The organism is Cupriavidus necator, assembly GCF_013141915.1.
Lineage (GTDB): Bacteria > Pseudomonadota > Gammaproteobacteria > Burkholderiales > Burkholderiaceae > Cupriavidus > Cupriavidus necator_B.
Genome location: NZ_SROX01000024.1, coordinates 1 through 25,877 on the forward strand (window position 1 = coordinate 1; position 25,877 = coordinate 25,877).

At 61.4% G+C, this 25,877-nt stretch carries 16 protein-coding genes and 2 pseudogenes; 9 read left to right on the top strand and 9 right to left on the bottom strand.

Going from position 1 to position 25,877, the window contains the following annotated elements; translation table 11 throughout:
* Positions 1-427 precede the first annotated feature (427 nt).
* A complete protein-coding gene (locus E5S69_RS29225) occupies positions 428-2,344 on the top strand; it encodes a KUP/HAK/KT family potassium transporter (RefSeq protein WP_171517921.1) in 1,917 nt (638 codons plus the stop codon).
* A gap of 163 nt (positions 2,345-2,507) precedes the next feature.
* Here E5S69_RS29225 and E5S69_RS29230 read toward each other — a convergent pair whose 3' ends face one another.
* The 3 genes from E5S69_RS29230 to E5S69_RS29240 all read right to left on the bottom strand — a co-directional run bounded on the left by E5S69_RS29230 (position 2,508) and on the right by E5S69_RS29240 (position 9,211).
* Positions 2,508-6,695 carry an autotransporter domain-containing protein gene (locus E5S69_RS29230; protein WP_171517922.1) on the bottom strand — a complete coding sequence of 1,396 codons (4,188 nt, stop codon included), beginning with the start codon at positions 6,693-6,695 and terminating at the stop codon, positions 2,508-2,510.
* A gap of 459 nt (positions 6,696-7,154) precedes the next feature.
* The gene (locus E5S69_RS29235; protein WP_171517923.1) at positions 7,155-7,775 is read right to left on the bottom strand and encodes a hemerythrin domain-containing protein; all 621 of its coding nucleotides are present in this window, start codon (positions 7,773-7,775) and stop codon (positions 7,155-7,157) included.
* Positions 7,776-8,227: 452 nt separating this feature from the next.
* Positions 8,228-9,211: a helix-turn-helix domain-containing protein gene (locus E5S69_RS29240; protein WP_236901469.1), complete on the bottom strand. Its 984-nt coding sequence runs from the start codon at positions 9,209-9,211 to the stop codon at positions 8,228-8,230.
* Positions 9,212-9,368: 157 nt separating this feature from the next.
* On the opposite strand from E5S69_RS29240, the gene E5S69_RS29245 reads away from it, so the two are divergent.
* The 6 genes from E5S69_RS29245 to E5S69_RS29270 all read left to right on the top strand — a co-directional run bounded on the left by E5S69_RS29245 (position 9,369) and on the right by E5S69_RS29270 (position 15,301).
* On the top strand, positions 9,369-10,055 hold the full coding sequence (locus tag E5S69_RS29245) for a fumarylacetoacetate hydrolase family protein (protein ID WP_336510622.1): 687 nt from the start codon (positions 9,369-9,371) through the stop codon (positions 10,053-10,055).
* Between the two features lie 24 nt (positions 10,056-10,079).
* Positions 10,080-10,958 (top strand): polysaccharide deacetylase family protein, encoded by an 879-nt coding sequence (locus tag E5S69_RS29250; protein ID WP_171517925.1) that lies wholly within the window; start codon positions 10,080-10,082, stop codon positions 10,956-10,958.
* A gap of 61 nt (positions 10,959-11,019) precedes the next feature.
* On the top strand, positions 11,020-12,270 hold the full coding sequence (locus E5S69_RS29255) for an MFS transporter (RefSeq protein ID WP_171517926.1): 1,251 nt from the start codon (positions 11,020-11,022) through the stop codon (positions 12,268-12,270).
* Positions 12,267-13,019 carry a sulfite exporter TauE/SafE family protein gene (locus tag E5S69_RS29260; RefSeq protein ID WP_272871747.1) on the top strand — a complete coding sequence of 251 codons (753 nt, stop codon included), beginning with the start codon at positions 12,267-12,269 and terminating at the stop codon, positions 13,017-13,019. The genes E5S69_RS29255 and E5S69_RS29260 overlap by 4 nt, the downstream gene beginning before the upstream one ends.
* 43 nt (positions 13,020-13,062) lie before the next feature.
* Positions 13,063-14,526: an amidohydrolase family protein gene (locus E5S69_RS29265; RefSeq protein WP_171517927.1), complete on the top strand. Its 1,464-nt coding sequence runs from the start codon at positions 13,063-13,065 to the stop codon at positions 14,524-14,526.
* Positions 14,527-14,755: 229 nt separating this feature from the next.
* A complete protein-coding gene (locus tag E5S69_RS29270) occupies positions 14,756-15,301 on the top strand; it encodes a RidA family protein (RefSeq protein ID WP_236901470.1) in 546 nt (181 codons plus the stop codon).
* A gap of 592 nt (positions 15,302-15,893) precedes the next feature.
* On the opposite strand, the gene E5S69_RS29275 is transcribed toward E5S69_RS29270, so the two are convergent.
* From E5S69_RS29275 to E5S69_RS29295, 5 genes and pseudogenes are all read right to left on the bottom strand, one after another.
* Complete coding sequence (locus E5S69_RS29275; protein ID WP_236901471.1) at positions 15,894-16,985, bottom strand: porin; 1,092 nt, start codon at positions 16,983-16,985, stop codon at positions 15,894-15,896.
* A gap of 274 nt (positions 16,986-17,259) precedes the next feature.
* Positions 17,260-17,919, bottom strand: a complete 660-nt coding sequence (locus E5S69_RS29280) for a response regulator (RefSeq protein WP_171517928.1) — start codon at positions 17,917-17,919, stop codon at positions 17,260-17,262.
* On the bottom strand, positions 17,900-19,570 hold the full coding sequence (locus E5S69_RS29285) for an MASE1 domain-containing protein (RefSeq protein ID WP_171517929.1): 1,671 nt from the start codon (positions 19,568-19,570) through the stop codon (positions 17,900-17,902). Before E5S69_RS29285 ends, E5S69_RS29280 begins: the two co-directional genes overlap by 20 nt.
* A gap of 981 nt (positions 19,571-20,551) precedes the next feature.
* A complete protein-coding gene (locus tag E5S69_RS29290; protein WP_236901473.1) occupies positions 20,552-23,287 on the bottom strand; it encodes a UPF0182 family protein in 2,736 nt (911 codons plus the stop codon).
* Positions 23,288-23,480: 193 nt separating this feature from the next.
* Positions 23,481-23,663, bottom strand: a pseudogene (locus E5S69_RS29295) (NAD(P)/FAD-dependent oxidoreductase); the annotation flags it as partial.
* A gap of 73 nt (positions 23,664-23,736) precedes the next feature.
* Here E5S69_RS29295 and E5S69_RS29300 point away from each other — a divergent pair.
* The gene (locus E5S69_RS29300) at positions 23,737-24,273 is read left to right on the top strand and encodes a GNAT family N-acetyltransferase (RefSeq protein ID WP_171517931.1); all 537 of its coding nucleotides are present in this window, start codon (positions 23,737-23,739) and stop codon (positions 24,271-24,273) included.
* Between the two features lie 632 nt (positions 24,274-24,905).
* Here the strand turns inward: E5S69_RS29300 and E5S69_RS29305 are convergent.
* Positions 24,906-25,061, bottom strand: a complete 156-nt coding sequence (locus E5S69_RS29305) for a hypothetical protein (protein ID WP_171517932.1) — start codon at positions 25,059-25,061, stop codon at positions 24,906-24,908.
* Between the two features lie 438 nt (positions 25,062-25,499).
* Here E5S69_RS29305 and E5S69_RS32530 point away from each other — a divergent pair.
* Positions 25,500-25,796: pseudogene (locus E5S69_RS32530) on the top strand (acetate/propionate family kinase); the annotation flags it as partial.
* Between the last annotated feature and the right edge of the window lie 81 nt (positions 25,797-25,877).

The window sequence follows — 25,877 nt, forward strand, 5'->3', positions numbered from 1 at the left end:
TCGTCTTGGTTTTGCGTGGCATACATGCTCCTTGGCGACATGTTATGCCCTAAACACAAAATTTCTGACAGGTCCGCGATCCGCGAATGACAATGGCTATGGCTGACTACCGTTTCCGCACGGCTGTCAATGCTAACAAAATGCTCAGGTGGGGCCATGAGTGTCGACAAATACGAGATCTGGAAAGCCACCGCTGAGGATGGCTTGGCGCAGATGAGGCGGCAAGGCGCCCTGTGCCCTGCAGCCTCAACCCCGAGCCGGTTAATCCCCAATCTGTGGCCGATCCGGATTGGCCTGGACTGAAGTCATGGATCCAAGCCAATAGGACACCGGTGACAGGGTTCAGGGATGGGTCCCTGCGGTTCGTCTTCGAGTTCGAACGGGCTGTCCAGTTTCGGGAAAATATCAACGGTCAGGAGGAGGAATCGTGGATTCTCTTGCAGATAGCCGCGAATCACCAAGCGGCGCGCGCCTGGAGCATTCCCGCGCAGCGCTCACGCTTGCGGCGCTGGGAGTGGTCTATGGTGACATCGGTACCAGCCCGCTGTATGCGGTCAAGGAAACGTTCAATCCTGTGCACGGCATCCCACTGTCCCCCGAAAACGTACTAGGCGGCATTTCCGCGATCCTCTGGGCGCTGATGATTGTCGTTTCGCTCAAGTACGTAATACTGATTATGCGGGCCAACAATCGGGGCGAGGGTGGCATCATGGCATTGCTTGCGCTTGCCTTGTCATCGGTGAAAAAGGTGGGGCGCTCCCCCGCGCCGGTCGTGCTCATTGGCCTGTTCGGCGCCGCGCTGTTCTACGGCGATGCCGTGCTGACGCCAGCCATCTCGGTCCTCTCCGCCGTCGAAGGACTCGAGGTGGGCACAACGGCGCTGAAGCCTTACGTCCTGCCGGTATCCATGGGCGTGTTGATCGTGCTATTCCTGGCCCAGCGGCAAGGTACCGCCAAGATCGGTGCGCTGTTCGGACCTGTCACGGTCGTGTGGTTCCTCGCCCTGGCCGCCGCAGGCGTCCACGGCATCGTCCAGCATCCTGCCATCCTCGGCGCACTCAATCCACTGCATGCATTCGGCTTCGTCACCCAGCACGGCTTCGCCTCGTTCGCGGTACTGGGAGCGGTGCTGCTTGCGTTCACGGGTGCCGAAGCGCTCTATGCCGACATGGGGCATTTTGGCAGTGGCCCGATACGGCTGGCGTGGTTCGGGTTGGTGTTTCCAGCGCTTGCGCTCAATTACCTGGGACAGGGCGCGCTGCTCGCCGTCAATACGAAAGCGGTCGAAAACCCCTTCTATCTCCTTTATCCCTCCTGGGCACTGTATTCAATGGTGGCACTCGCCACCGCGGCAACCGTGATCGCTTCGCAGGCGACCATATCGGGCGCCTACTCGCTGACCAAGCAGGCAATCCAGCTGGGTTACCTGCCGCGCATGCAGGTCGTGCAAACATCTGAAAAGGCCATGGGGCAGATTTACATCCCGGTCCTCAACGCCATACTGCTGGTGGCGGTCCTGGCTGCCGTGGTCGGCTTCGGCTCGTCTTCGAAACTGGCCTCGGCGTATGGCGTGGCGGTAACTGGGACCATGTTGGCAACGACCCTGCTCACCTTCTTTGTGGTCCACTACGGCTGGGGCTACACCCTGTCGCTAAGCCTCTTCGCTACTAGCTTCTTCGCCGCCGTAGACGTAGCGTTCCTCTCCTCGAGCCTATTGAAAGTGGCTGAGGGCGGCTGGTTCCCGCTGCTTGTCGGCACCGGGATGTTCGTCGTGATGCTGACATGGCTACGCGGCCGCCAGGTTCTGCTCGGACGCCTTCAAAGTAACGACATGCCGCTCAAGTCATTCCTGGACTCGCTGTTCCGTGCACCGCCGTCGCGCGTATCCGGGACAGCGGTATTCCTCACAGCGACCTCGGATGTCGTGCCCCACGCGCTGATGCATAACCTTAACCACAACAAGGTGCTGCACGAGCGCATCCTGTTTCTTACCGCGAAGATGAAGAATGTGCCGTGGGTACCATTGGGCGAGAGTCTGGCCATTGAACCGCTCGGGCACGATTGCTATCGGGTCACGTTGAGCTTCGGCTTCATGAACCGGCCGGACGTCGCGCAAGCATTGGACATGCTGCCCCGAGTATCAGATCTGGGATTCAACATGATGGAGACGTCGTTCTTTCTGAGCCGCGAGACTGTCATTCCGGTGGCGGGGATCGCCAGTGGGATGGCATTTTGGCGAGAGCGCCTCTTTGCCACAATGAGCAGGAATGCCGGCAATGCGGGCGAGTACTTCAACATACCGCCAAATCGGGTCATCGAAATCGGAACACAGATCCAGATCTAGATCTTCCATGTTTCCGGCCCTACGATAACGCGGTGGGCCGGAGCTGGGACCGGCGAGATGCTGGCGTGAGTGCGGCAACGCGGGCCGACCACGGAGTTTCGCAGCGGTCGGCTAGGGCCTGCTGCGGCGGTCCAGACGCCGCCGCGTCGGTTTGGCCTTGCCGTCAGAACTGGTAATAGAACCGTGCATAGCCCGATTGCGCCGAGGCGTGCCCGGTGTTGATCAGCGCATCGTAACCGAGCGAGACGAGCGTCGCCTTCGACGGCCGAAAGCTAATACTCGCGCCGCCTGTGACATAGTCGCGCAACAACGCGATGCCTGGCGCGGCAAACAGCGTCCCGTCCTGCGAGAGGACCGTGACCTGCCGGCCGGTTCCCATCAGCTCACGCGCGTAGCCCACGCGCAGTTGCACGTTGAAGGGGTGCACCACATCGCCGAATGCCTTGTCGAGCTTGAGCGATACATAAGGCTGGAGACTGCGCGCCGTGTCGGCGTCGACGGCAAGGTTCTGCGCCGCCGCGCCGCTTTCGCTGAAGTTGTTGCCGCGGAAGAATGCATAGCGTAGCCCGGCGCTCGGCGTTGCGGTAAAACTGCCGAGGCGCATCGGCACGGCGGCTTGACCGGCAGCCAACAGCTCGTGGCCTACGTGGTCGCCTTCCGCCGTACCGAGGGCGCCAAACGCACGCTTTTGTGACAGGAAGTCCAGACCATAGCCGATCGTTGCGGACGCGATGACCGGACCGAAGTCGCGGCCGCCGTAGAGGGCCACGCGCACAGTGTCGGTAGCGCCCGAACTGCCCGTCGTATCCTCGTCGATGGACGTATGCGCATAGCCACCGGCCACGCCCACCGTGTAGTCGCCGACGCGTCGGTCGGCACCCGCGAGAAAGCCATACTGGTGCGCCATGAAACCTGGCTGGCCGCCGCGGGCGTGCAGGCGCGTGCCCGACCCCGTGGCCTCGATCCAGGCGCCGTGCGCGACCGGCTGCGCATCGGGCGATTGCACGAAGCGCCCGAGCAACGAGGCGTTGACCGACTGCGCGCGCATGACTGCCGCGGTACCGAGCGCCGTGTAGATGCTCGTGTTGGTCGGGGCCACGATCACGGCGCCAGTGGCGTCGGTGGCGAACAGTTGCAGCCCGACTTCGTTGGCGCTGTAGGTCACTGACGGCTTGAGCGTGGCAAGATCGGCGCCGGCGGACGTGCTGCTGGTCACGCTGGCAAAGGCGCCGCTTACGCCGTTGGCGGCAGTGAGCAGGGTATAACGGCGCGCCGTATAGGTACCCGGCGCGTACATGATCGACAGCCCACCGCCCAGGGCGGCCGAGCCGCCGACGCTGAGCAGGGAACTCGCTGTCGGGTTGACCTCGATGGCCAGCGTCGCATTGCTTGCCTGGCTGTAGTTGCCGCCCACGGTCAGGGTGCCAACTGAACCGCCCGGCATGACGATACCTTGATTGATGATGTTGCCCGCGATGGTGCCGTGTCCCTTCAGTGTGCCTTGCGCATCCACGGCGACGTTGCTGCCGAGCAGGGCAGTGGCATGGTTTTCATCGCCAACCGCGAGCGTGCCGCCGTCCACGCGCAGGGTGCCGGTAAAACCGCTGCTGGTGCCGTTGAGCGTCAGCATGCCGGCTCCCTGCTTGGCGAAGACGCCCGTGCCGGACAACGTGCCGTCGAACGTGCTGTCGCTCGGCGAGGCAACGATCAGGGTATTCGCGCCGAGTTGCAGGCGCGAACCCGCCACGCCGGAGAGGGCGCCGACCGATTGGGCCCCGGCGCCCGACACGTCCAGCGTGGCGCCGCTGCCCGCGAGCACGACGTTCGACGCGGAAGACAGGCTGCCGGTCACCGCAAGCGTGCCACCCTTGATGGTGGTGGAGCCGCTGTAAGTGTTAGTGCCGGCCAAGGTCTGCGTACCGCCCTCGAGCGTCAGCCCGCCGGTGCCGCCGATCGACCCGGCGTAGGTGCCGGCCGCGTTGGTCAGCGTGAGCGTGCGCGCACCGAGCGCGACGGTGCCGGTGCCGTGCAGACTCGCGATCGATGCACCGCCCGTGGTGCCGGAGATATCGAGCGTGCCATGGTTCTCGATGGCATGCGAGGCCGCGATGCTGCCCGAGCCGGCGAGGGCGAGGGTGGCGCCGCTGCCGATGGTGGTGGCGCCGGTATAGGTATTCGCGCCGGCCAGCGTTTGCGTGCCGCCGGCTACCGTGAAGCCGCCTGTGCCGCCGATGGCGCCGCCGAAGGTTCCGGTTCCATTGCTTACCGTCAGCGTGCGGCTGCCCAGTGCCACCGCGCCGGCACCCGTGAGGCCGTTGACAGATGTGCCCGCCGTGGTGGCGGAAATATCGAACAGGCCGTTATTGAGCAGGCCAGACGACGCCGCAATGCTACCGCCGCCGGTCAGTCGCAGTGTGCCGCCGCCGTTGAGAAGGGTGACGCCGCTGTAGGTGTTGGCACCCGTCAAGGTTTGCGTGCCCGAGTTCAGCGTCAGCCCGCCGGTGCCGCCGATCAAACCGCCATAGGTACCCGCGGCGTTCGTCAGTGTGAGGGTACGCGCGCCGAGCGCCGTGGTCCCGGTGCCAGCGAGCGTCGTGATGGAGGCGCCGGCCGTGGTGCCGGAAATGTCGAGCGTACCGTTGTTCGTGACGCCATTCGAGGCCGCGATGCTGCCCGAGCCGGCCAGGGCCAGGGTGGCGCCGCTACCGATGGTGGTGGCGCCGGTATAGGTACTGGAACCTGCAAGCGTCTGCGTGCCGCCGGCTATCGTGAAGTCACCAGTACCAGCAATCACGCCGCTGAAGGTGCCAGCGGCGTCGTTCACCGTAAGCGTGCCGGTGCCGAGCGCGACCACGCCGGTGCCGGTCAGCGCGCTGATCGACGTGCCCGACGTGGTGGCCGAAATATCTAACCGGCCGTTATTGACCAGGCCAGACGAGGCCGCGATGCTGCCGTCGCCGGTCAGCGCCAGCGTGCCGCTCGCAATTGTCGTGGTGCCCGTGTAAGTGTGGATGGCCGACGTCACCAGCGTGCCACCCTGTGTGGTCACGCTGCCGAGTCCGGAGATAACGCCCGTGTTGTTGGAGCCCGCCGTGCTGTTATCAAAGGTGACCGCGGAAGCGGCGTCGATCAGCACGACGCCATTGCCGAGCGAAACTCCCGAGGCCTGGCCGATCGTGGCAGAGGCGCCGGCATCGACGACGAGGTCGCCGATAAGCGTGGAGCCGGAGAGCAGGGTGAGCACGTTGCCCGTGCCACCGAACCAGATGGCGGCTGCGCGCGTGCCGTTGGCGATGCCGCCGCTGATGGTGCCTTCATTCGCAATAATCGCCGATCCGTTCGTCACCACGCCGGCGCCGGCCGCCCCCCCGTTACTGGTGCCGCCGGTGATCGAGCCCACGTTGAGCAGCACGTTGTTGCCGCCCACCAGGTTGACACCCGCGCCGCCGGTACCGCTGCCTCCATCACCGCCGTTGCCGACGCCACCGGCGCCGCCGGGGCCAGCGGTAATCGACCCCGTGTTGGTGATGATGGTGCGGCTGCCGAGCACAAGCAGGCCGTCGCCGCCGCCTCCGCCACCACCGCCGAAGCCGCCCTTCCCCCCCGCGCCACCGTTTCCGCCCGTCAATGACCCGTACACGTTGATCGTTGCGTCATTGCCCGCCGAGATCATGCCGCTGCCGCCACCGCCTCCGGCGCCGGTGTTGCCTGTGACAATGTTGCCCGTATTACCGCCGGCACCGCCAGCGCCGCCACTGACGTTCACGCCGGTGCCGACGAAGACTGAGTCGCCTGTGTAATACACGCCCGCGCCGCCACCGCCGCCGCCCGAGCCGAAGTTCACGCCGACCGCGCCAGTGTTGCCAACGGCTCCCGCGATGGGCGCATTGATGGTGACGTTGCTGACACTGATATTCATGCCGACCAGTCCGCCTGCCGCGGTGATACCGGAGTCGCCGGTGGCGCCGTTACCGCCGTCGCCTTTCACGCCCGGCGCACCCACGTCCGGCACCGTAACGCCGTTGCCGTCTATATGGCTCGATCCGCCTCCCTGGCCGTTGCCGGCGCCGCCGTTGCCGCTGCGTCCTGGCACGCCGTTGCCACCGTCCGCGCTACAGGCACTGGTGTCGCTGGTCGAGCAGGTTGCGGCCCAGACGGACGAGGCAACGCTGCTCAGGCTCAGCATCAACGCGAGCTGCCCGGCTTGCCGAGCCCACGGGCGACGCGCATGCCGTCGCTTACCGCGGCCGGCGCGGCGGCCTGGGGCCATCGCTGTGGATGAAGCGTTTTCGGACGCCACTTGCATGGTTTGCAGGACGTGATTCCAGACGAGCCGGTAACAGCGGTTCATCGATGCTTTCACCCGCGCGCCGATGTGCCAGCCAGACCCGAGGGTGGACTGTCGCTGGTAGCTTGCGTGGCTCTGGTTTGTTTGAGTTATTGGACAGGGCGGCAATCTTTCCCGATTGCTTTCGCGAGCGTTGTCTCGCGCGCCGCATACAGCTTCAGCACGGCGCGGTGACTATACCACCACGCATCGATGTCGAAGCGCTGGCTTCAGCCAGACCCGCTTGGCACTTAACATAATGAAGTGTTGGCCGTGTGCATCCATCGATCGAGATCGCTACGATGCCGGGCTCCTCGCCCGGCGTGTTCGGATGACTTGTCGGATGGAGGAAGCTCGCAGTCGAGTCGCGCTGCGACACGGCGGAACTGATCAAAGCCATGAGCCCGCACAGTTGCGGGATCGGGACGCGGCAAAAGTTCTGAGTCGGGCCGTTGGCCGACAGCCCAGCCTAGCGGTCGATGTTCAGTGCATGGACGCCTTCGCTTCGCTGTCGATCTGCTCGCGCAAGGTCGCGAAGCGCTTCTCTACATTGACGCCGAATAGCGGATCGGCACTGGCCGCATCGGTTGCGGCGATCTCCGCCCAGTCCGCGTCAGTGAGGCAGAGGGCGGCGCGCGGCATGGCGTGTTTTTCCTCGGTGGACAGATGGTTGCGGTAGTACACCAGGTACATGGCGGCAGCCGCCTCAAGTGCCGCTCGCGAGGTGACCACTTCGCTCTGGACTTCACGCAGGCGGTCGAGCAAATCGGCGCCAACTGTGGCAATCACCCGATGTTCCTGCAGGAGTCGGCTAATGATGATGCGCGCGCCGGGATCCCGTTCCACGAGCAGGGCATAGGCGACATCCTCACGTGGGTGGTGCACGCAATCGCCATAGTTGCGCATGTATTGGATAAGCATCGTCATCAGGCCGTAGTCCGGCTGCTCGCCCTGATGGAAGGTGCTGACCTGCCTTTCCAGCAGGTCGAGCAGAGAGGCAAAATGGATATGGTCGGTATGCCAGTCAGCAAGCGGCGTCGGGCGCAATGTGGGAAGCGCGTCGGACGGAGAAGTCGAAAGCGAAGTGATGAGTGGGGTGGCCATGGCGCCCTCCTGGGAAGCTGGGCAAGCAGACCTAGAATCCAATCCGATCGTGGAACTCGCAGGCCCTCCTTGAAACCATAGTTTTCCTGGAGGATTTGCGTTTGATGAAGATCAACGCGGCGCTAAGGGGACGAAGGCCTTACTCGCCGCAGCCTGATCGATCTCCGATAGCCGGTCGTAAATGATATAGGGCAGGGCAGCGCCGTTCACGCGTGCTCGATCCTGCCGTCCGGATAGACCCCGGGAACAACCTTCGGTGATGCGGCACCTAGGACGGTCGCGTCAGGGGGCACCACGTCCGCCAGCTCCGCCCGCTCACGGATGGGGTTGGACAGGCGACCGTACGGCTCTGGCTGCCTTGCCGAGACGCCCGCGTCAGCCGGACCAAGGGGCAAGAACAAATTTCTGTAAAAGCCGGGAACAATTTTCTGCAAACCAACATTGAGGTGGTCTTACTCAACCCAAGTTCGCGCGCCCGCACCCTGGAATTGACGTCGATAGGCCAAAGGTGTCGTACCTACGATCTGCCGAAACCGCCTGGCAAAGTTATTGGGTTCGCCGAATCCCGTGCTTTGCCCGATCTCCGCAGCCGAGGCGGATGTGAAAACCAGCAAGGTCTTTGCCCGCTCAATCCGCCTTTCAGTCACGATCTCCAGAAAGGTCTTTCCGGTTTCGCTCTTCAGAAGGTGGGCCAGGTGGGTTGCCGAAACATGGCTGGCCTGCGCAGCATCGCCTAGGGTCAATTCCTGCGAAAGGTTTTGGGTGATATAGCGAATGCACCGCAGCACGGACTGCTTGTAAGACTGCAGCAACATCCCGTTGGCCTCGCAAAGACGGATCTTGTCACCGTGGCATCGCCACACCATGCCGATTAGATTCAGCAAGTGGCTGCGGATCAGCAAGTTACTGGCCGTGTCGTTACTTGGCGATTGCTGGGATTCTTGCGCCATGCGCTCGCAAAGCTCGTGAAGGTACTGCGTCTCCAACTCGTCGAACTGAAAGTCCAGGCAATGCTGAAAGCGGAAGGGAGCAAGTTCCGGCGCACGCGCGAGCGGCACTTCCGACAACTCGAAGACATCCATGTTAAGCGACGGCAGCAGATACTCCTTGCTGATATTGATGACGTGGAACTTTCCATCCGCTGCGTTCGGAATGTAGTGAACCAGAAACGGCAGGACGAAGCTGACGGTGCCGGGACGAATGGGCCGCTGCTGGCCTCCAATGTAGTGAGTGGTCTCGCCTAGCGTGTTGACGTAAATCTGGAAGTACTCGTGACGGTGCGGTACCGGGTTCGGCAGGCAGTTGCTCTGATCGTGAATGCCAAAGTAGGCGCTCTGCGCCCGGGCCGCCATGGTGTAGTTCCGGATGGCAGATCCGTTTTCGCCGTCGTGATGGAAGGGGCGCAGCGGGTCGTTCGAGGGATTCGCTCGGTGCATGGAAACGTCGGGGCAAAAGGATCGTAAGGATTGCGCATCTTTTCGCAAGCCTGTGCGTTGAGGCCGAACGGCCTCATCTCTAAACTTTAGCCACCCCCTTCGATAATCTTACACAGAGACCATCCTTATGCCTAGAGCCAGCGCGGACAGCGTCGTCGTGCAATCGACGAACGTCCCGAGTGTTACCCCCGCCTACATTGAAGTCGTTGGCAGTGACCAACGCTTCCCGGTGCGTCGCGTCTATTGCGTAGGGCGCAACTATCTCGCTCATATTCGCGAAATGGGCGAGGGCGACGAACGCGACCCGCCATTCTTCTTCCAGAAGCCGACCGATGCCATTGTGACCGATGGGCGCGTACCCTATCCGACGTTTACAGCCGACTTCCAGTTCGAGTTTGAACTCGTCGTCGCCATCGGCCGCGAAGCGGCGGACGTGCCACCGGATACGGCACTGGACCATGTTTTCGGCTATGCCGCAGGGCTTGACATGACGCGCCGGGACCGCCAGCGCGAGTGCAACAAGCGCGGCCTGCCGTGGGAACTGGGGAAGTCATTCGACCATTCGGCGCCATGCGGTCCCATCCATCCGGTAGCGAGCGTCGGCCATCTCCGTTCGGGCACACTGAGCCTTGCGGTAAACGGTGACGTACGGCAAAACTCGGTGCTGGAGAAGATGATCTGGAATGTCCATGAAATCGTGAGTGAGTTGTCCACGCAGTACCGCCTGCTTCCTGGCGACCTGATTTTTACCGGCACGCCAGAAGGCGTTGGTCCGGTGCAGCGTGGTGACAGGCTGACCGGCCAGATTGAAGGACTCGCCCCCTTGCAGGTCGAAATCGTCTGAGTCCCGAGTCAAAGGAAACATACCGTGAAACCACTCGAACGCATCTCATATTCGGCCATTTCCGAACGTCCCGCGCTGACGCTGCCGGCCGGCAAGCGTTTGGCTGTCTGGGTTATCGTCAATGTTGAGGAATGGGATATCAACGAGACCATGCCGCGCACGGTCCTTACGCCTCCGGCGGGCGGTTCGCCGATGCCAGACATCCCGAACTGGGCCTGGCACGAGTACGGTAACCGCGTCGGCTTTTGGCGCATGCTGAACGTCATCGACGAGCTCGGGATCAGTGCAACGCTCGCCATCAACGGCTCCGCCATCAATGCCTACGAGCCTATTGCCAAGGCGGCGATGGCGCGTAACTGGGAGTTCATCGGCCATGGTTATGGGCAGCGCAACATGCAGAAGGTGCCCGACGAAGCGGTCGACATCGCAAAGACCACCGAGGCCATTCGCGCCTACACGGGAAAGCGCCCGCGCGGCTGGCTTGGACCGGGGCTCACCGAGACCTGGAACACGCCCGACATCCTCGCGGATCACGGCTACGAGTATGTGTGCGACTGGGTGCTGGACGATCAGCCCGTGGAACTGAGGACGCGAGATGGCGGCCGCATCGTGAACGTGCCCTACACGCAGGAGTGCAACGATGTCGCAATGATGCTAATTCAGCATCACAAGGCCAGCGAGTATCGCGACCGCGCCATCGACCAGTTCGAGCAGCTCTACGCCGATGCGAAGAACTCGGCCCGCGTGATGGCGCTGGTCGTGCATCCGTACATCATGGGCGCGCCACACCGGCTGCGTTACTTCCGGGAGGCGCTTGCGCACATCCGGGAATACGACGACGTCGCCTTCCTGACGGGAGAGCAGATTCTCGATTGGTATCAGGCAGCGCGCGCGGCCTCATAGCCGGATCGCGCATCGCCTGAAACTCGAACAAATTTCTCGCTCGACGAGAAGGAGACAACACGTGGACTCTTTGACATCGGCCACCCCGCTGACCGGTGACGCGCGCAGCGATACGCCCGTCACCGCACTGGAGATCGGCATGTTTCTTGTGCTGCTCGCCTCCTACGCGCTCAACGCGATGGACCGGCAGATCTTCCCGCTGATCGCCGCAGATGTGCGAAGGGAATTTGAGTTCGACCTCGCCGACACCGGCCTGCTTTCGACCATATTTACGCTCGGCATGGCACTAGCCGGTGTGCCGACAGGCTATCTGCTAGCGCGCTGGTCGCGCAAGGCGGTGCTCCAGATCGGCATTGCGATCTTCTCGCTCGGCACGCTGTTGACCGCCTACTCGACGGGCTTCGCCGACATGATCGTCTACCGTGCTGCCACTGGCATCGGCGAAGCGATGCAGCTGACTGTGGTGATCGCCATCGCGGCCAGTTATTTTGCTCGCTCCCGCGCGACCGCCGTCGGGGCCATCAATTTCTCCTTCGGTATCGGCGCCATCGTGGGGCCGCTGCTCGGTGGGCACCTCATCGGCATTGAGCGCCACTGGCGCTTGCCGCTGGTGGTGTTCGGCCTGGCCGGATTTGCCGCCATGGTGCTGATCGCGGTTGCCGTGAACAAGCGCATGACCGAGAAGGCCGGGGCCATCGCCACGCACATCGACACGCGCGGTGCAACCACGATGTGGAATCGCAACACGGTTCTCTTGACCGCGATGAGCGTCATTGGCGGGCTGTGCATCTATGGCTACCTCGGCATGTACCCCACGTTCCTGCGAGAGCATCTGCACTACACGCCGTCGGACACCGGTCGCGTCATGAGCATCTTCGGGTGCGGCGTGTTCGCCTCCATCTTTGGCGGCTGGCTCGGCGACCGCTTTCATCCCAAGCTCGTGTTGTCGCTGAGCTTTGCCGGCACCGGGCTGCTCGGCTTCCTTCTGTTCTCGGGGCCGACCGGCATTCTGGTCCAATCGGTGCTGTCATTCGTGTGGGGGCTGGTGGTGAGTGGCGTGCTGTACGTTAACTTGGCCGGCTACCATATCAAGTCCGTGCGCGCTTCCCTTACGAACCGGGCGACCGGTATCTTTGTCACGACGCTCTACGGCGCCGGCGCTATCGCGGGCTACATCATCGGAGGCATCGCGGCGCGCTTTGGCTGGAGCGCCGCCGGCCTCGCGCAGATCACGTTGCTATCGGCCATTGGCATAGCACTCACGGTGCTACTGCAGACCGACCGCATGTCTCTGCCGATGCGTAAGTCATGACGGCGGTCGACAGGGTGCGGCTCGGTGTCGCTGCGGCCTTCGCCGGCACGCTGAATGCCGTGGCAGGCGGCGGTAGTTTCCTGACGCTGCCGGCCTTGGCGATGGTGGGCGTGCCGCTGGTTTCCGCTAACGCCACCGGCACTGCCGCGCTCCTGCCGGGCTATATGGCGGGTGCCTGGGCCCAGCGCAAGGACCTGTCGGGGGCGATGGCGCCATCGCTCGTTCGACTGGGCGTGCTGTCGGTGCTGGGCGGCGCGGCAGGCGCTGCGATGCTGCTGTCGACCTCCGACACCGCCTTCGGGCGCATCGTGCCATGGTTGCTGCTGGGCGCGACCCTTCTCTTTGCCTGTGGCCAACGCTGCTGCGAAGAGGGGTCGCTGCACCGCAGGCCCGCAGCGATGGATCGCGGATATCAGCATCGCCGCGGTCGCGGTCTACGGCGGGCATTTCAACGGCGGTCCCGGCATCTTGCTGCTGGCGGTTCTCGGCGCGCTCGGGTGTACCGACATGAGGCGGATGAAGGCATCAAGAACTTCGTCTCCGTGATCCTGACGCTGATGGCTGTCGTCATCTATGCGGCCAGCAATGCCATTGCCTGGGCGCATGCACGATGGATGACGATCGGCGCTACTGCCGGCGCGTATTTCGGCGGCGCCCTGGCCAGGCAGCTGAAGGCGGCCACAGTGCGTGGCTTCGTCGTCCTGACAGGGCTGGCAATGACCGCTGCATTCTTTCTCAAGACGAGTTGACCGCACCTATCTTCCTGCAATCCAGATCGCATCGGAAAGAAACATGAAAACAACCAGAAGAGAATTCACCAAGGTCGCCGGCGTAATGATGGCCGCGGCAACCGGGATCCCAGCGCTTGTCGCTCCGGCATCGGCATCGGCACGGGCCGGCACACCATCCACGGCGCCCGGAGCCCGTCGAGGCACCTACCTGATCAAGAATGGCATGGTCATCACGGTCGACCGAAGAAACGGCGTCTTGCCACGCGCCGATATATTGATTCGAAACGGCGTGATCGAGAAAATCGGTCGGGGCTTGAGCGCGTCCGGCGCGCAGACGATCGATGCGACGGACATGATCGTCATGCCCGGCTTCGTCAACTCTCACTACCATATGTGGAGCGCGATCGGACGCAGCTTCACTGCGCGGAACGGCGGCTTCTCCTACTACCCGGCCAAGAGCGCCACATCTGCCCTATACACGCCCGATGATTTCTACAACAGCGTACTGCTTGCATGCGCTGAACTAGCGAACGGCGGGACCACTACCGTGCACAACTGGTCGCATAACACCCGCTCTGCGGCCCATGCGGATGCCGAACTTCGCGCGCACCAGCACTCGCTGCTGCGGACCCGTTACTCGTACGGCCACATTGACAAGCTGCCGGTAGACGAGGTGAACAGGTTCAGCGACCTTGCGCGCGTTCAGCGCGAATGGTTCGGTGCAGACTCGCCATTTGATGGCCTGGTCCACCTGGGATTGAATTTGCGCGGCCCGCAACAAAGCACTGATGCTGTCTTTCATGAGGAAATGAAGTTCGTCAAGGCTTGCGGGCTTCCGGTTGCGATCCATGCGCCGCAGGAGTCGCCCAATAATGTTGATGCAGTCGACTACGAGCGGCGCGGCTACCTCGGCCCGGATTTCATGATCGCGCACTACGTCCCGGCGAGGATCGAGGATTTGGCGGCGATGGCACGCACGAAGACACCGCTCTCGTTTGCGACGCACTCCGAGCTCCGGCTCAGCAGTACGGGCGATGCCCGGGCCGCCCTGTTCGCTATGCGTGCCGCGGGGCTGACGATCTCATTGTCAAGCGACGCGACGTCCATTGCCCCGCCGGACATGTTCGAAATGATGCGTTTCACCTGGAACCTCGGGGTGCCATGGGTTGGCACCCCGAGCGAGCGGGCAACGGCGGTCAGCGTGCAAGAGGTGATCGAGATGGCGACGATCAATGGGGCCATCGCCATGGGGATCGGTGACATCACTGGATCGATCACGGAAGGCAAGCGCGCGGACATCATTCTGGTGCGAGCTAAGGATCTGAACATCTGGCCGATAGGCAATATCGAAACGGCGATTGTGCAGAGTGGCAACGCCAGCAACGTTGACACGGTGTTAGTCGATGGTCGGATGATAAAGAGAAGCGGACGCTTGCTAGCCTATAACGTAAACGACATTGTTCGCGGTGCTCAGCAGTCCTCCAGCCGGATTCTCAATGCGGCTGACGAGATTATGAAGTTTTGAGTGTTCTTTAGAGTGAGAGTACCGAGCGGGGCCTTGCTGCCGAGACGAAATGAAAACCGCTGCCCTTTGGAGACGCGGGAGTCATTCGTCCGCGCATGGGCGACCACTAACAAGTGGTTGTGACAGACGCGAGTGCGTTCCGTGTTCTTGAGTTTCTTGTTTGCACCGTCCGGCAAGGCGAATGGCGCGTTGCCCGGATCCCATCCTTGCTTCCCTCCACAGGTTCCCCATGCGTACAGCACGCTTGCTATCATGTCTTTCCCTGGCCACCGTCGCAGCACCGGCGCTCTGCATCGCCAATGTCAACGCCGCCGATCAGATCGTCAGGTATCGCAACCCGGCGCACATGACCGAACCGTGGGCGCGTGAGTTCGCCGAGGTGATCGAGATTCCCGCCAATGCGCAGCAGCTTGTTCTCAGTGGGGTGGGGCCCACAGTGGCGAATGCCTCGGCGCCGCCCGATACCGCGGCCTCCTATGGCGACACCGCGACGCAGACCCGGAACGTGCTGGGCCAGATCGAACGGATCCTCAAGGACCGCGGCTACAGCATGGGTGACATCGTCTCCATGCAGGCTTTGATCGTGGCGGACCCGGCTACGGGCAAGCCGGACTTCACCGGCTTCTCGAACGTCTATAACCAGTACTTCGGGACCGACAAGCAGCCGAACGTGCCTGTGCGCACGCGAGCGGAAGTCTTGCGGCTCGTACCGCCCGGATGGCTGGTCGAGGTCACTGTCACCGCGAGCCGTGTGCCATCGCGCCTGGCCCAGTAGAAGGCATAGGCCCACCACCGGTCTCCCGACCGCATATGAAGAACTTCCCAGAAGCCGCACTCAAGGGGTTCAACGTCGAGGCGATCCACCCGGACGATTTCGTAGTGGACCTCTTTGATCTGAATGCAGAGAAGGGCCTGGCGGCAGTGGCCGAACACCGTGCATCCTTGAAGAATCCACCGAAGTCTTCTTCGGAGTGCGCACAGTTCGTCTGTGGAGGCCGACACGCGACCGCGGGCGCGTTGTTGGGAGTCCTGAGCTGGGCGAATGTCGATGCATGCCGGGTGTGTTGGGGACTTTCACCCCCAAGTCGTCCAACCGGCCACACAGCCGGTCAGACAGCGCCAGTAGTTACGGCGCTGCACGTTATACCTGGCGCATAAAGAAGAAAAGCCCGCTGCAAGCGCGGGCTGGATTCCCTTCGGTGAAAGGGAGGAGACGAGGGTGACTATAAACCCCAACAAGAAATCTTGCAGAGCATGGCAGGAGCCGTGGGCGTGGCCAATCCATTACTTTCACGATAGCGAAACTATGGTTTGGGCGAAGAACTAAAACCAAGAGAACAAAAGCATCTATGGCCATCCAACGCGTATCAGAACCGGTGACGAACGCCCATCACCGCACCCACCTGGTCCTTGCCAGGCTGAACGTTGAAGACAGCCGACGTCCCGCTGCCACTGTTGTAGCCGTTGACGCCTAATGTCGAGTTCTCCCTGTTCAGGGCGTAGGAAACCGATGTGTAGAGGTCGGTGCGCTTACTGAATGCATAGTCGCCGGTCAGCACGAATTGCCACGGGTCGGAACCGGTCTGCCGGAAGTCTTGGTAGTAAGCCGCGCCAGTCAGGGAGAAAGCTGGCGTCACTTTGTATGCTAGACCCAGCCAGTAGAGATTCGAGCCGACATCAGCCGCCTGGGCACCCGGCAACACGGCACCATCATAGGCTTTCGCGAGGCGGTAGCCCGCATAGACCTTAGCGTTACCCACCGCGTATGTACCAGCCACGGAGATGCGCCGCAGAACCGGCGCCTGGTTTGGCGGCGTGCCAACGTGCGCATCGTCATAGGCGAGACCCAGCGCAAAGGGGCCAGAGGCATAGTTGACGAACGCCCCGAAATTTCGTCCGAATACGTTGCTGCCAGCCACTTCGCTGCCATTAGCCTGGAAAGAGTAGAAGGCCTGTCCCGTTAGCTTTCCATACTTTGCGACATACTTGACGGCATTGTCCGCCCGCGTACCAAACTCCGGCGCAATCGAGAGGATACTGTAACGGTCCGCGATTGCATTGGGATCATAGATATTGCCGAATTCGCGTATGGCGGTTTGCTGCCGCCCCAACAATAGTGACCCATATTGGCTATCGAGTCCGACATAGGCATTACGGCCGAACAGACGCCCGCTCTGGGCCGAATTGCCGGTATCGATGTCGAAGCCGCTTTCCAGAAGAAAGACAGCCTTCAACCCCCTCCCCAGATCCTCCACGCCTCGCAGCCCCCAACGCGAGCCGGACTGGTTCCCGGAAACAAGACGCACCAGACTGTCGCCGTTGCGCCCCGCATTGTTGTTGAACTCGATGCCGGCGTCCGCGATACCGAACAGCGTCACGCTGGACTGGGCGTGTGCGTTTGCACAACAACCTATTACTGCGCAGAACAAGGATATGTCAATGAGATGCAGTCGCCTCATGGTGGCTCCCCCCTTATTCTTGATTTTCGGTCGGGAATGCGCCCGCAGCAATCGTCCAAACGGTGGGGGTCCTGGACAATATTTTTTGGAAGCATGGTTTCAGAGATGAAACATGGATTCCGCGTCGAAATTTCGCCTTTATGAATTTGGCCTCAAGGGCGGCCAAGTCCTCGCACCTCCCACACGGGGACGTATGCGGCCATGCCCACCACGGCGGTGTCCTGTCTGGCCGCAATAGCCCGCGAGCGAGGGGGCACTTTCGACGCGACGTTGGCTACTGCTCGAGGCACTGGATCGCAAAGCGCATCAACTCCTTGCCACTAGAAATATCAAGCTTTTCCTTGATGTTGGCCTGATGCGCCTCGATGGTCTTGATGCTCCGATTCAGTTTCATAGCGATCTCGCGAGTGCTGAAGCCGAGCCCGATCAGGTGCAGGACTTCGAATTCCCGTTCGGATAGACTTGCAACCGAGCCGGCAGGGATGCTTCTTGGAACCGTCAGTGCTCGAGCAAGTCTGGCATGCATCTCGACGCTGAGGTAGATATTGCCCGCCAACACCTCGCGGATGGCACTCATAATATGCTCTGTTGCCTCGAGCTTCATCAAGTACCCGTTGGCGCCTGCTCGCAATGCTCGTTCGGCAAACAAGGTCTCGTCATGCATGCTGAGGACTAGTATTGCCAGGTTCGGGTGGTGTTGTCGGAGCGTCTTGATAAGATCCAGGCCGGAATCTGACTGAAGGCTGAGATCCACGATGGCCATGTCAGGACCGCAGGCCATCGCCGCCAAGGCTTCTTCAGCACTCGCTGCCGCGCAGCAGACGTCAAGCTGCTCTTGCAGCAGCAAATGGCTTAATCCCTCCCGGATGATGGGGTGGTCGTCGACGATCAGGACCTTTGTTGCAGGGCCATGGCTAGAGGCATTCTCTTGCATGGCCCGGGCCCTCCGGTATTGGATAGCTGATGGCGACCGTGGTGCCACCCATGGCATTGCGGGTGACGGTGCAGGAACCGTCCAGCAGACTTGCCCGGTGCCGCAGGTTTTGCAGGCCCAGTCCCGAAGTCTGTTCCATCTGGTCCGTGTCGATCCCCACACCATCGTCACTGATCGAAAGCCTCTGGACTTCGCCTTGGCGCTCCAGTTCGATCCAGATATGGCTGCCCTGGCTGTACTTCAGAGCGTTATTGACTGCTTCCTGTGCCGCACGGTAAAGGTTGATCTGCGTCGGCGGATCCGGCACGTCCACATCTGACGCGATGCGAAGCGTACAGCCCATGCCGTTCAGAGACCGCGTCGTTTCTGCAAGACGTTGCAGGGCGACCGAGAGATCACCGGACTGCATGGTGACGGGGTCCAGCCCATGGGAAATCCTGCGAGTCATCAGCGAGGCCTGTTTCACCAGCTCGACAATGGTAGCCGCATCCGCCGCTGCCGGATTTCCCTGTCTCTGCAGTTCCCGGCTCAAGGTGGCGCAGTAGAAGCCCAGGCTGGTGAGGTGCTGCCCGAGGCCATCATGCAGTTCCCGCCCAATGAGCCTCTGGTGGTGATCGCCGACTCCGATCAGTTCTGACTCCAGCCGGCGGCGCCTTCCCATCTCGTCCTTCAGTTCGTTGTTGGCCCGCTCCAAGTCCTGAGTTCGCTCTTGTACGCGCCGTTCGAGTTCCTTGTGAGATGCCATCACGAGACGATGGAAGCGCTTCTGCTGGCCATGTGCCGCCGCCAGCAACAGCCCGGCGATCGCCACCACATTCGCGAACACACACCATCTCACAAGGCTATCCACCGGTGATTCAGCGGAAAATGGACCGGTGCCGTGCGTGGTGCCCCGGATGGCGATGATCGAGACAAGCAAGGTCGCGAGGCTGGCGCCAAGGTGATCGAAACGCAAAGCGGCCCAGATAATGAACGGAAAGATCGCCATGGCAGCCGGATAGTAGCCGAGACCTGCAAGCTGAGGGGCGCCGAAGATCAGGTAACTCACCCAGAGGATCACCACGGCCAGTCCGCACGCTTCCACGGCTTGCCTCGCCGAACGGACAGGGCTGGGATATGTGAGCACGTTGAGCAGCGGCGGAGCCACTACGAGCACCCCCATCATGTCGCCGAGCCACCATTTCAGAAAGGCGGCGCTGTACTCGTTGACTGACAGCAGGCCTCCAGCCCAGAGGGCGGTTGCGCCGATCAACGCGCTCAGTGCCGAGCCAAGTGTCGCGGCCAGGATGATGAAGGCGAGGACGTCCCTGATGCGACCCAGCGACACCTGGAAGCGGGCGACTCGCTTCAACAACCATGTGGCCGTTAAAGCGGCTCCGGTTGCACCGAGGCCGATCACTGCGGCGACATGCGCGGGGATGCCCACCGACATGTTGGCCAGCACTGAGCCAAGGGCAACGCCTGGCGCAACGTCGAAGCCCATCGTGAGCAGCGCCACAAGGGCGATGCCGCTGGAGGGCCAGACCAGGGACACTGCACCGCCCACCACCGCATAAGCAAACCCGAGCTTTGCACCGGCGAAATACGCCAATGCGACAAATCCGGTTTGAATAAAGAGGTTGAGCCTCGATTTGTGAAGAGTGATAGCCATTGTTCGATTCAAGCGATCGAGACAGACCCCTGGCAGCCCAACTCAATGTCCATCGTCAGCTGAAATGACGAGACTTTTGAGCAAGCCGCGCCGCCCGCAGTTATGGAGAGTCACGATACTGCACCGAATTCGTGCAACGTGTAGCCGGACAGATCCATCGCTATGCAAAGAGTCCTATCAATCTATGTCAGAACGCTGCTGCTGGGGCATGTGTTCTTCAACAACTTCGAGAAGTTTCCGTGAACCCTCCTAATAGGGCATTCCCCTAGCCCTTTTTCGGAAGCAAGCCCTATTCATTCACGAACCGTCCGGGCATACATTGCAGTCGTACGAGCAATGCCTTCACACTGGAGCGAAAAGAATTCGCTGCGGTGCCCTTGCAACCGCTTAAGTAGGAGGTGAAGAAATGGTAAAGACGCTTATTCTGCTAGCTGGCGCGAGTGCGGCGCTTGGTTCCAGCCTGGCCTATGCCGGCATCGGGGCGCGAGATGTATATACGGATGGCGCGAGCATCATGGGGCCCCGAGATCCATTCTCCGATGGAGGCGCAAAGTTTGACGTCTACTCAGATGGCGCGAGAGTCGTGGACAGCCGAGACGTGTTCACCGATGGCGCGAGGATCACCAGTCGCGACGGGCTCGTGGATGATAAGTAAGCAACTATGTAAGAGCCAGTGTCTGGTGCGTAGTGTATTTGCACTTATTCTCAACCCTGGCTCCCAGCATGCAGACTCGGTCCAAATCGATCCTCAAACACGCAGGTATCACCAAGCCGTCTCTGCAAGTCTTTCCCCTGGCTGCCTGGACTCAACAATGCCAGCTCTATATCGAACATGAGCGGATACTGGATTGGATCGTCGGCAGAAGAGTTTGTCGTTGGGTGAACCGGAGCCAGAGCGGAAAACGGAATCAACAGGCAACGGTAGCCCAAACTGGAGGTCCGAAACTGGCCGCTACGGGACTTTGGCCTGCCAGAAGAAGGTCACCTTCGATCCTCGGGGCGGGCGGCACCAAGCTCTTCGAGCAGCGATTTGAGTGCATCGAGTTCTGAGCCGAAGCCGCTCCAGTCTCCTGCCTTCAGGTGCTCAATGGCGCGGCCATAATGTGCGAGAGCGTCTAGGGCGCGCGCGTCCGTTGAACCACCGGCAGGTGAAGCCGTGGGACCGGCCTCCTTGAAGAGCGCCGCGATGGTTTCGTCCAACGTATTCTCCATCACCACACGATCACCATAGGCACCGATGACCCGTTTCAGTTCGGGCAACTGGCCGGACGCAGCGCGCAGGTAGAGCGGGGACAAATACAGGATCGAATTCCCGATCGGCACCACCATAAGATGGCCGCGGATGACGCGGGAACCCATTTGGTTCCACAGCGAGATCTGTTGCGAGATCTCGGTATTCTGCTGGATGCGCGCCTCGATCTGGAAGGGACCGTAGACCAGTTTTTCCTTGGGGAAAGCGTAGACGACAAGCTTGCCATACTCAGGCGGATCGCAACGTGCCGCTAGCCAGGCGATCATGTTGTCGCGTTGACTTGGCACCATTGGCAACATAAGGATGAACTCGGCCTGTGGTTCACCGGGGAGCTGCATGATCATGTAGTAAGGCGCCATGAGCGACATTGGCGCGCCGGGGGCGTTTCCGCTGTCGATACCGGCCAGCGCCCGCGGGAACTGCCAAAGATCTTCGCGGTTGTAGAACACTTCGGGCGCGTCCATATGGTAGGCGCCGTAGAGTTTTGCCTGGATCCGGAACAGGTCCTCGGGATAGCGGATATGCTGCTGCAGGTCCGCCGGCATGGCTGCCAGAGGCTTGAACATACCGGGAAAGATGCGCTGGTACGTTCGCAGGATTGGGTCGGCTGGCTCACTGACATAGAGATCGACGGTGCCGTCATACGCATCGATCACCGCCTTGACTGCATTGCGGATGTAGTTCGAATCGGCGCCGAAACCTGGCTGGGCGTAGGGGAACCAGCGACTGGTGGTATAGGCATCCTGCATCCAGTAAAGTCGCCCGCCGCTCGCGACGATATATGGATCCTGGTCCAGACTCAGAAATGGGGCGATTGTGTGCACCCGGTCCTGGATGTTGCGGTGGATCAGGATCCGGCTTTTGTCCGTGACGTATCCGGTAAGCAGGATGTTGGGATCGCCGAACTGCCAGGCGAAGAGGGCGCGCTCCGCAATGCTGCCGATGGCAATGCCGTCGCGCCCCTTGTAGACCGTGTAGGTATTGTTTTTTCCGGTTGGGTAGTCGAATTCCGGCACACTGCCGTTCACGACGACATAGTCGTGACGGCCTTCACCGAAGTAGATGCGCGGTTCCTGGATGAGCGGGCCGCCACTGGCGACCGGTGGAATATCGCGCAGATAGAGGGAAGGCAGCCCTTCCGTCGATTTTTCGTTGACCGGCGACATCACGATGCCGCTGCCATGGGTGAACAGCAGGTGCAGGTTCACCCAGGTCCTGGCATTCGCCGGAAGCTTCGCTTGCTCCAGTTCACGGGCGGACAGCATCACCTGTCGGTAGCCGATATCAAGCCGGTAGCGGTCGATATCCAACGAGAGGAATTTGTAGTAGGTCCTGATCTCCTGCAACTGTGCATAGGTATCCAGCAGCGGCCCCACATCCCACAGGCGGACATTGTCGATGGTCGCGCGGTTGGACTGGATCGAGCCGAGATTCAGCCCCTGCTCGACCGGGAATGGCTTGACCGTGATTTGCTCAAGGCCATAGGCCCTGCGGGTGAGTGCGATATTTTGCGCGATATAAGGGGCTTCCAGTTCCAGTTCGTTTGGCTTGACATAGAATCGCTGGAACAGCGCCGGGTAGATCGTGGCAAGCAGAAATGAGCCGCCAAACACCAGGAGGGCCGCGACGGCGGGGACTCGATAGTCGCGCAGGCGTACATTGGCGAACGATCCGATGGCTGCGGCGATGGCAAGTCCAATAAGCAGCCAAAGGACCGGCAGTTCGACGTGTATGTCGGTATAGCTTGCGCCAACCACGACGCCGTTATCGCCGTAAAGCAGCAGATAGCGATCGAGCCAATAGGACCAGGCCTTCAGCACGAAGAACAGGCCAAGAAGTACAGAGCCATGAACCGCAGCGGCGGGAGAGAGCCGCGGGGTTGGCGGCGCGACCGCGATGTCGCCGCGCACCCAATAGATCACACCTGAAATGGCCGTGCTGCAGAGCAACAGTAGTTGCAGCCCATTCTTCAGCGCAATATAGACGGGCAAAGAGAAGAGATAGAAGCCGAGGTCCTTGCCGAAGATCGGGTCCGGCTCGCCGAAAGGCACTTGATGCAGAAAGCGAAGGGCCATGTCCCATTGCGGGATTTTGCTCCCTGCGATGACCAGTCCGAGGAGCAGAGCGGCCCCGGCAATGCTGGCTCCCCAGGGAATGCGCGCCATGAGGTCGCCGGGCTCGCCAATGAATTGTGGCCTTCCGGAAAGAAAGCCGTGCGATGCCAGGGCGTGGGAGCTACCTGCATACTGATGCGCCAGCCACCCTGCCAACCATATGGTGCCTGCCGAGATCGCAAACACGGCAATAAACAGCAGCGCCTGAGCGGAAAGGACGACCCGGAAGACGCTGCCGTAGCCGATCGAGGAAAACCACAGCCATTCGACAAGGATGTCTGCCAAGAGCCCGAAGATGACCAGGCCGACGAAGACGGCTACGGCCGCGATTGCATAGCGTCCAAGACGCATGCCGGATCTCCCTGCCGACCCCATCGCTCCCCCTGGCTGCTACGTTTGGCCACCTGCCGACGACCCTTCATGCATGGCTGATCGGACAGGCGTGTGCTGATCTCATCAGCAATTCTAGACCGGAGATCCCGGAAGGCGTATGCAGCAAAGTGGCCAATGCCAACCGCTGTGAGGGGGGAGTCGGAGAGAGTCTTTCGGCAAAGCCCGGAACATCAGGCATCTGGTCGGCGACGCCATAGCTCAGGATCAGGCGGCGCGCCCCAAGGCTTTCGCTATCGCCAGTGACGACGGAGAAATGGTCGATGGCGCCGGAGAGGCTGTCGGCCCGGGCACCGACCAGCCTGATCGTGGGATAACGCGCCAGCTGCTGCCGCGCCGGATCAGCTACTATCAAATGCTGCGAGGGTCCATTCAACGAACTCGCTTTCATTCCTCTCGAAACCGTTGCCATGCAAGACAAGTCTGACGCGACAAACTTCGTGCCGTTCAACGTGCCCCTGTGCGATGGACGGGAAGTACTGGTGCGGGAAATTACCGAAGACGACAAGGTCGGCCTGTTGGCGGCATTCAACAGGCTTTCTGCCGATGCGCGCTACGCCAGATTTATGGCTGCCATGCAACAACTGCCGGAAGCGATGCTCGAACAAGCGACGCATCCGTCGATTGAGCGCGAGTTTGCGCTGGTAGCGCTTGCCACGGAAAACAAGGTGTCGTCTATTGTGGGGGGAGCACGCTACGCCGCGGCGCCGGGCAGCGATACCTGCGAGTTTGCGGTGACTGTCGCCGATAACTGGCATCGGCTCGGCCTGGCCAGCCGACTGCTGGGTACACTGATCGACATCGCTCGGAGCCGCGGCTATCAATGCATGGAAGGGTATGTTTTGTCGTCGAATACCGCGATGCGGCGACTGGCTAAACGGTTTGGATTTTCCGATTCAGCGTGTCCAGACGATGCCACGCTGCGCGTGGTGACGCTTGCGCTTTAACGCGGCGAGAGTAGGTGCCAGGTGCGTGCGTCCTCGCGCGCCGGGATTAAGCCGGACTAAAACTTACGGGAAAGCAGACGCGCCCCGCTGCAGATTCCGGCCGTTTTCTGACACGCGCGTGCGCTGCGTCAGCGTTGCCCGCTGGTAGCGCCCCGTACACTCCCCGTGGCCTGTGTGCCGTTAGCGACACCGTGCCTGCGCCGGCGGATGCCGCTCACGCTCCCTTTGATGTCGCCTGGACGGCATTCTCGATAATATCCAGCCATCCCTTGGCGCGCTATTCGTTGCCATCCTCGACAAAAGACCCGTTCCGGCGTGTCGCCGCAGATCGCCTGGCTCTGAAGCCCTTGCTGCGAGACGACATCGGATGCGGTATGGCGCCGCCCTGGTCCGGCCGGAACCCCGGCGTAACCGCACTCAGTGGCATGCTTGCTCTCGTTCCGGCAATGGAGTCGAGCAGCTTGGGTGGCGCTCACTGTTTGAACATTCCATACTAGGGGTGTCGCCCTCCGTCGGAATGAGCATTCGTGGGTCGCATCGTCGTGCGATATAGGACGCCATCGCCTTACATGGCCCCCTAAGACTACGAAAAAGCCAAGTCTGGCTTGCGCCAGGGCCGAGCAGCCTGCCAATCACCGAACGTAGAGAAGGAGGCGAAGCTGGAAATGAAAGCGCCAGGCTTGCTCCTCGCCCTGCCAATCGCCCTCGGGACTGCGCCGCACGCCGGTGCAGTTGGATGCGAATATGACATGCAGTGCAAAGGCGAGCGCATTTGCCAGATGGGCCAATGCGTCTCTCCTGCGTCGACAGTCCCGAACGCAGACCGACCTATCCAGCCATCTTCCGCGACAAAAATCGTTCCGAAGCCCGAGCCACCTGCAAGGGCTCGTCCGGCGATGGGGAATGTCCCAGCAACCGGACAGCCAGCGACGACTGCTCCAGCGAGACAGATTGGCCCGGCATCCGAACAACTCGACCAGCCCTCCGTGGCCAAAAGCAGCCCGACACCTGAGCAACCCGCCGTGGCTTCTCCCGCTATGACGAATACTCCAGCACTTTCGACTGAGTTTCGCTCTTGCTGCACTAAAATCGGCAAACTTCCCCTCGACCGAGAGCTGAACGGGGAGGGCGTTGCCGCTACCCCGAGCGATTTCTGTCATGGGAAAACCATTGATGGAACCTCTCTCCCAGGTACTCCGTGCAATTGAAGTACTCAGGTTGCGGTTCAAGTGACCTGCCTCAGTAAAGCCGCGCACAGGAGACACGCCCAACGTGACTTAAAGCTAGTTAAGGCAGAAGCCTTCGCATTGCCCGCGGAGGTAACCGCGCGAGGCATCAGGCGCTACGGCTTCCATGGACTGTCCTACCAGTACATCGCCAGTGTCCTGCCAAGGGCATGCGCGGCGGCGGGCCGCGCTGTTGTGGCCCACCTCGGTAACGGCAGCAGCATGTGCGCGCTGCTGGCGGGACGCAGCGTGGCCAGCACCATGGGCTTTACCGCGGTGGACGGTCTGAGGGTTGGGAGGTTTAGTAGCCCCGCTGCCACGCCGCTTCAATTCTTGAATTCGTGCGGCGCATCGTATATTTTCGAGGGGCATTCCGGC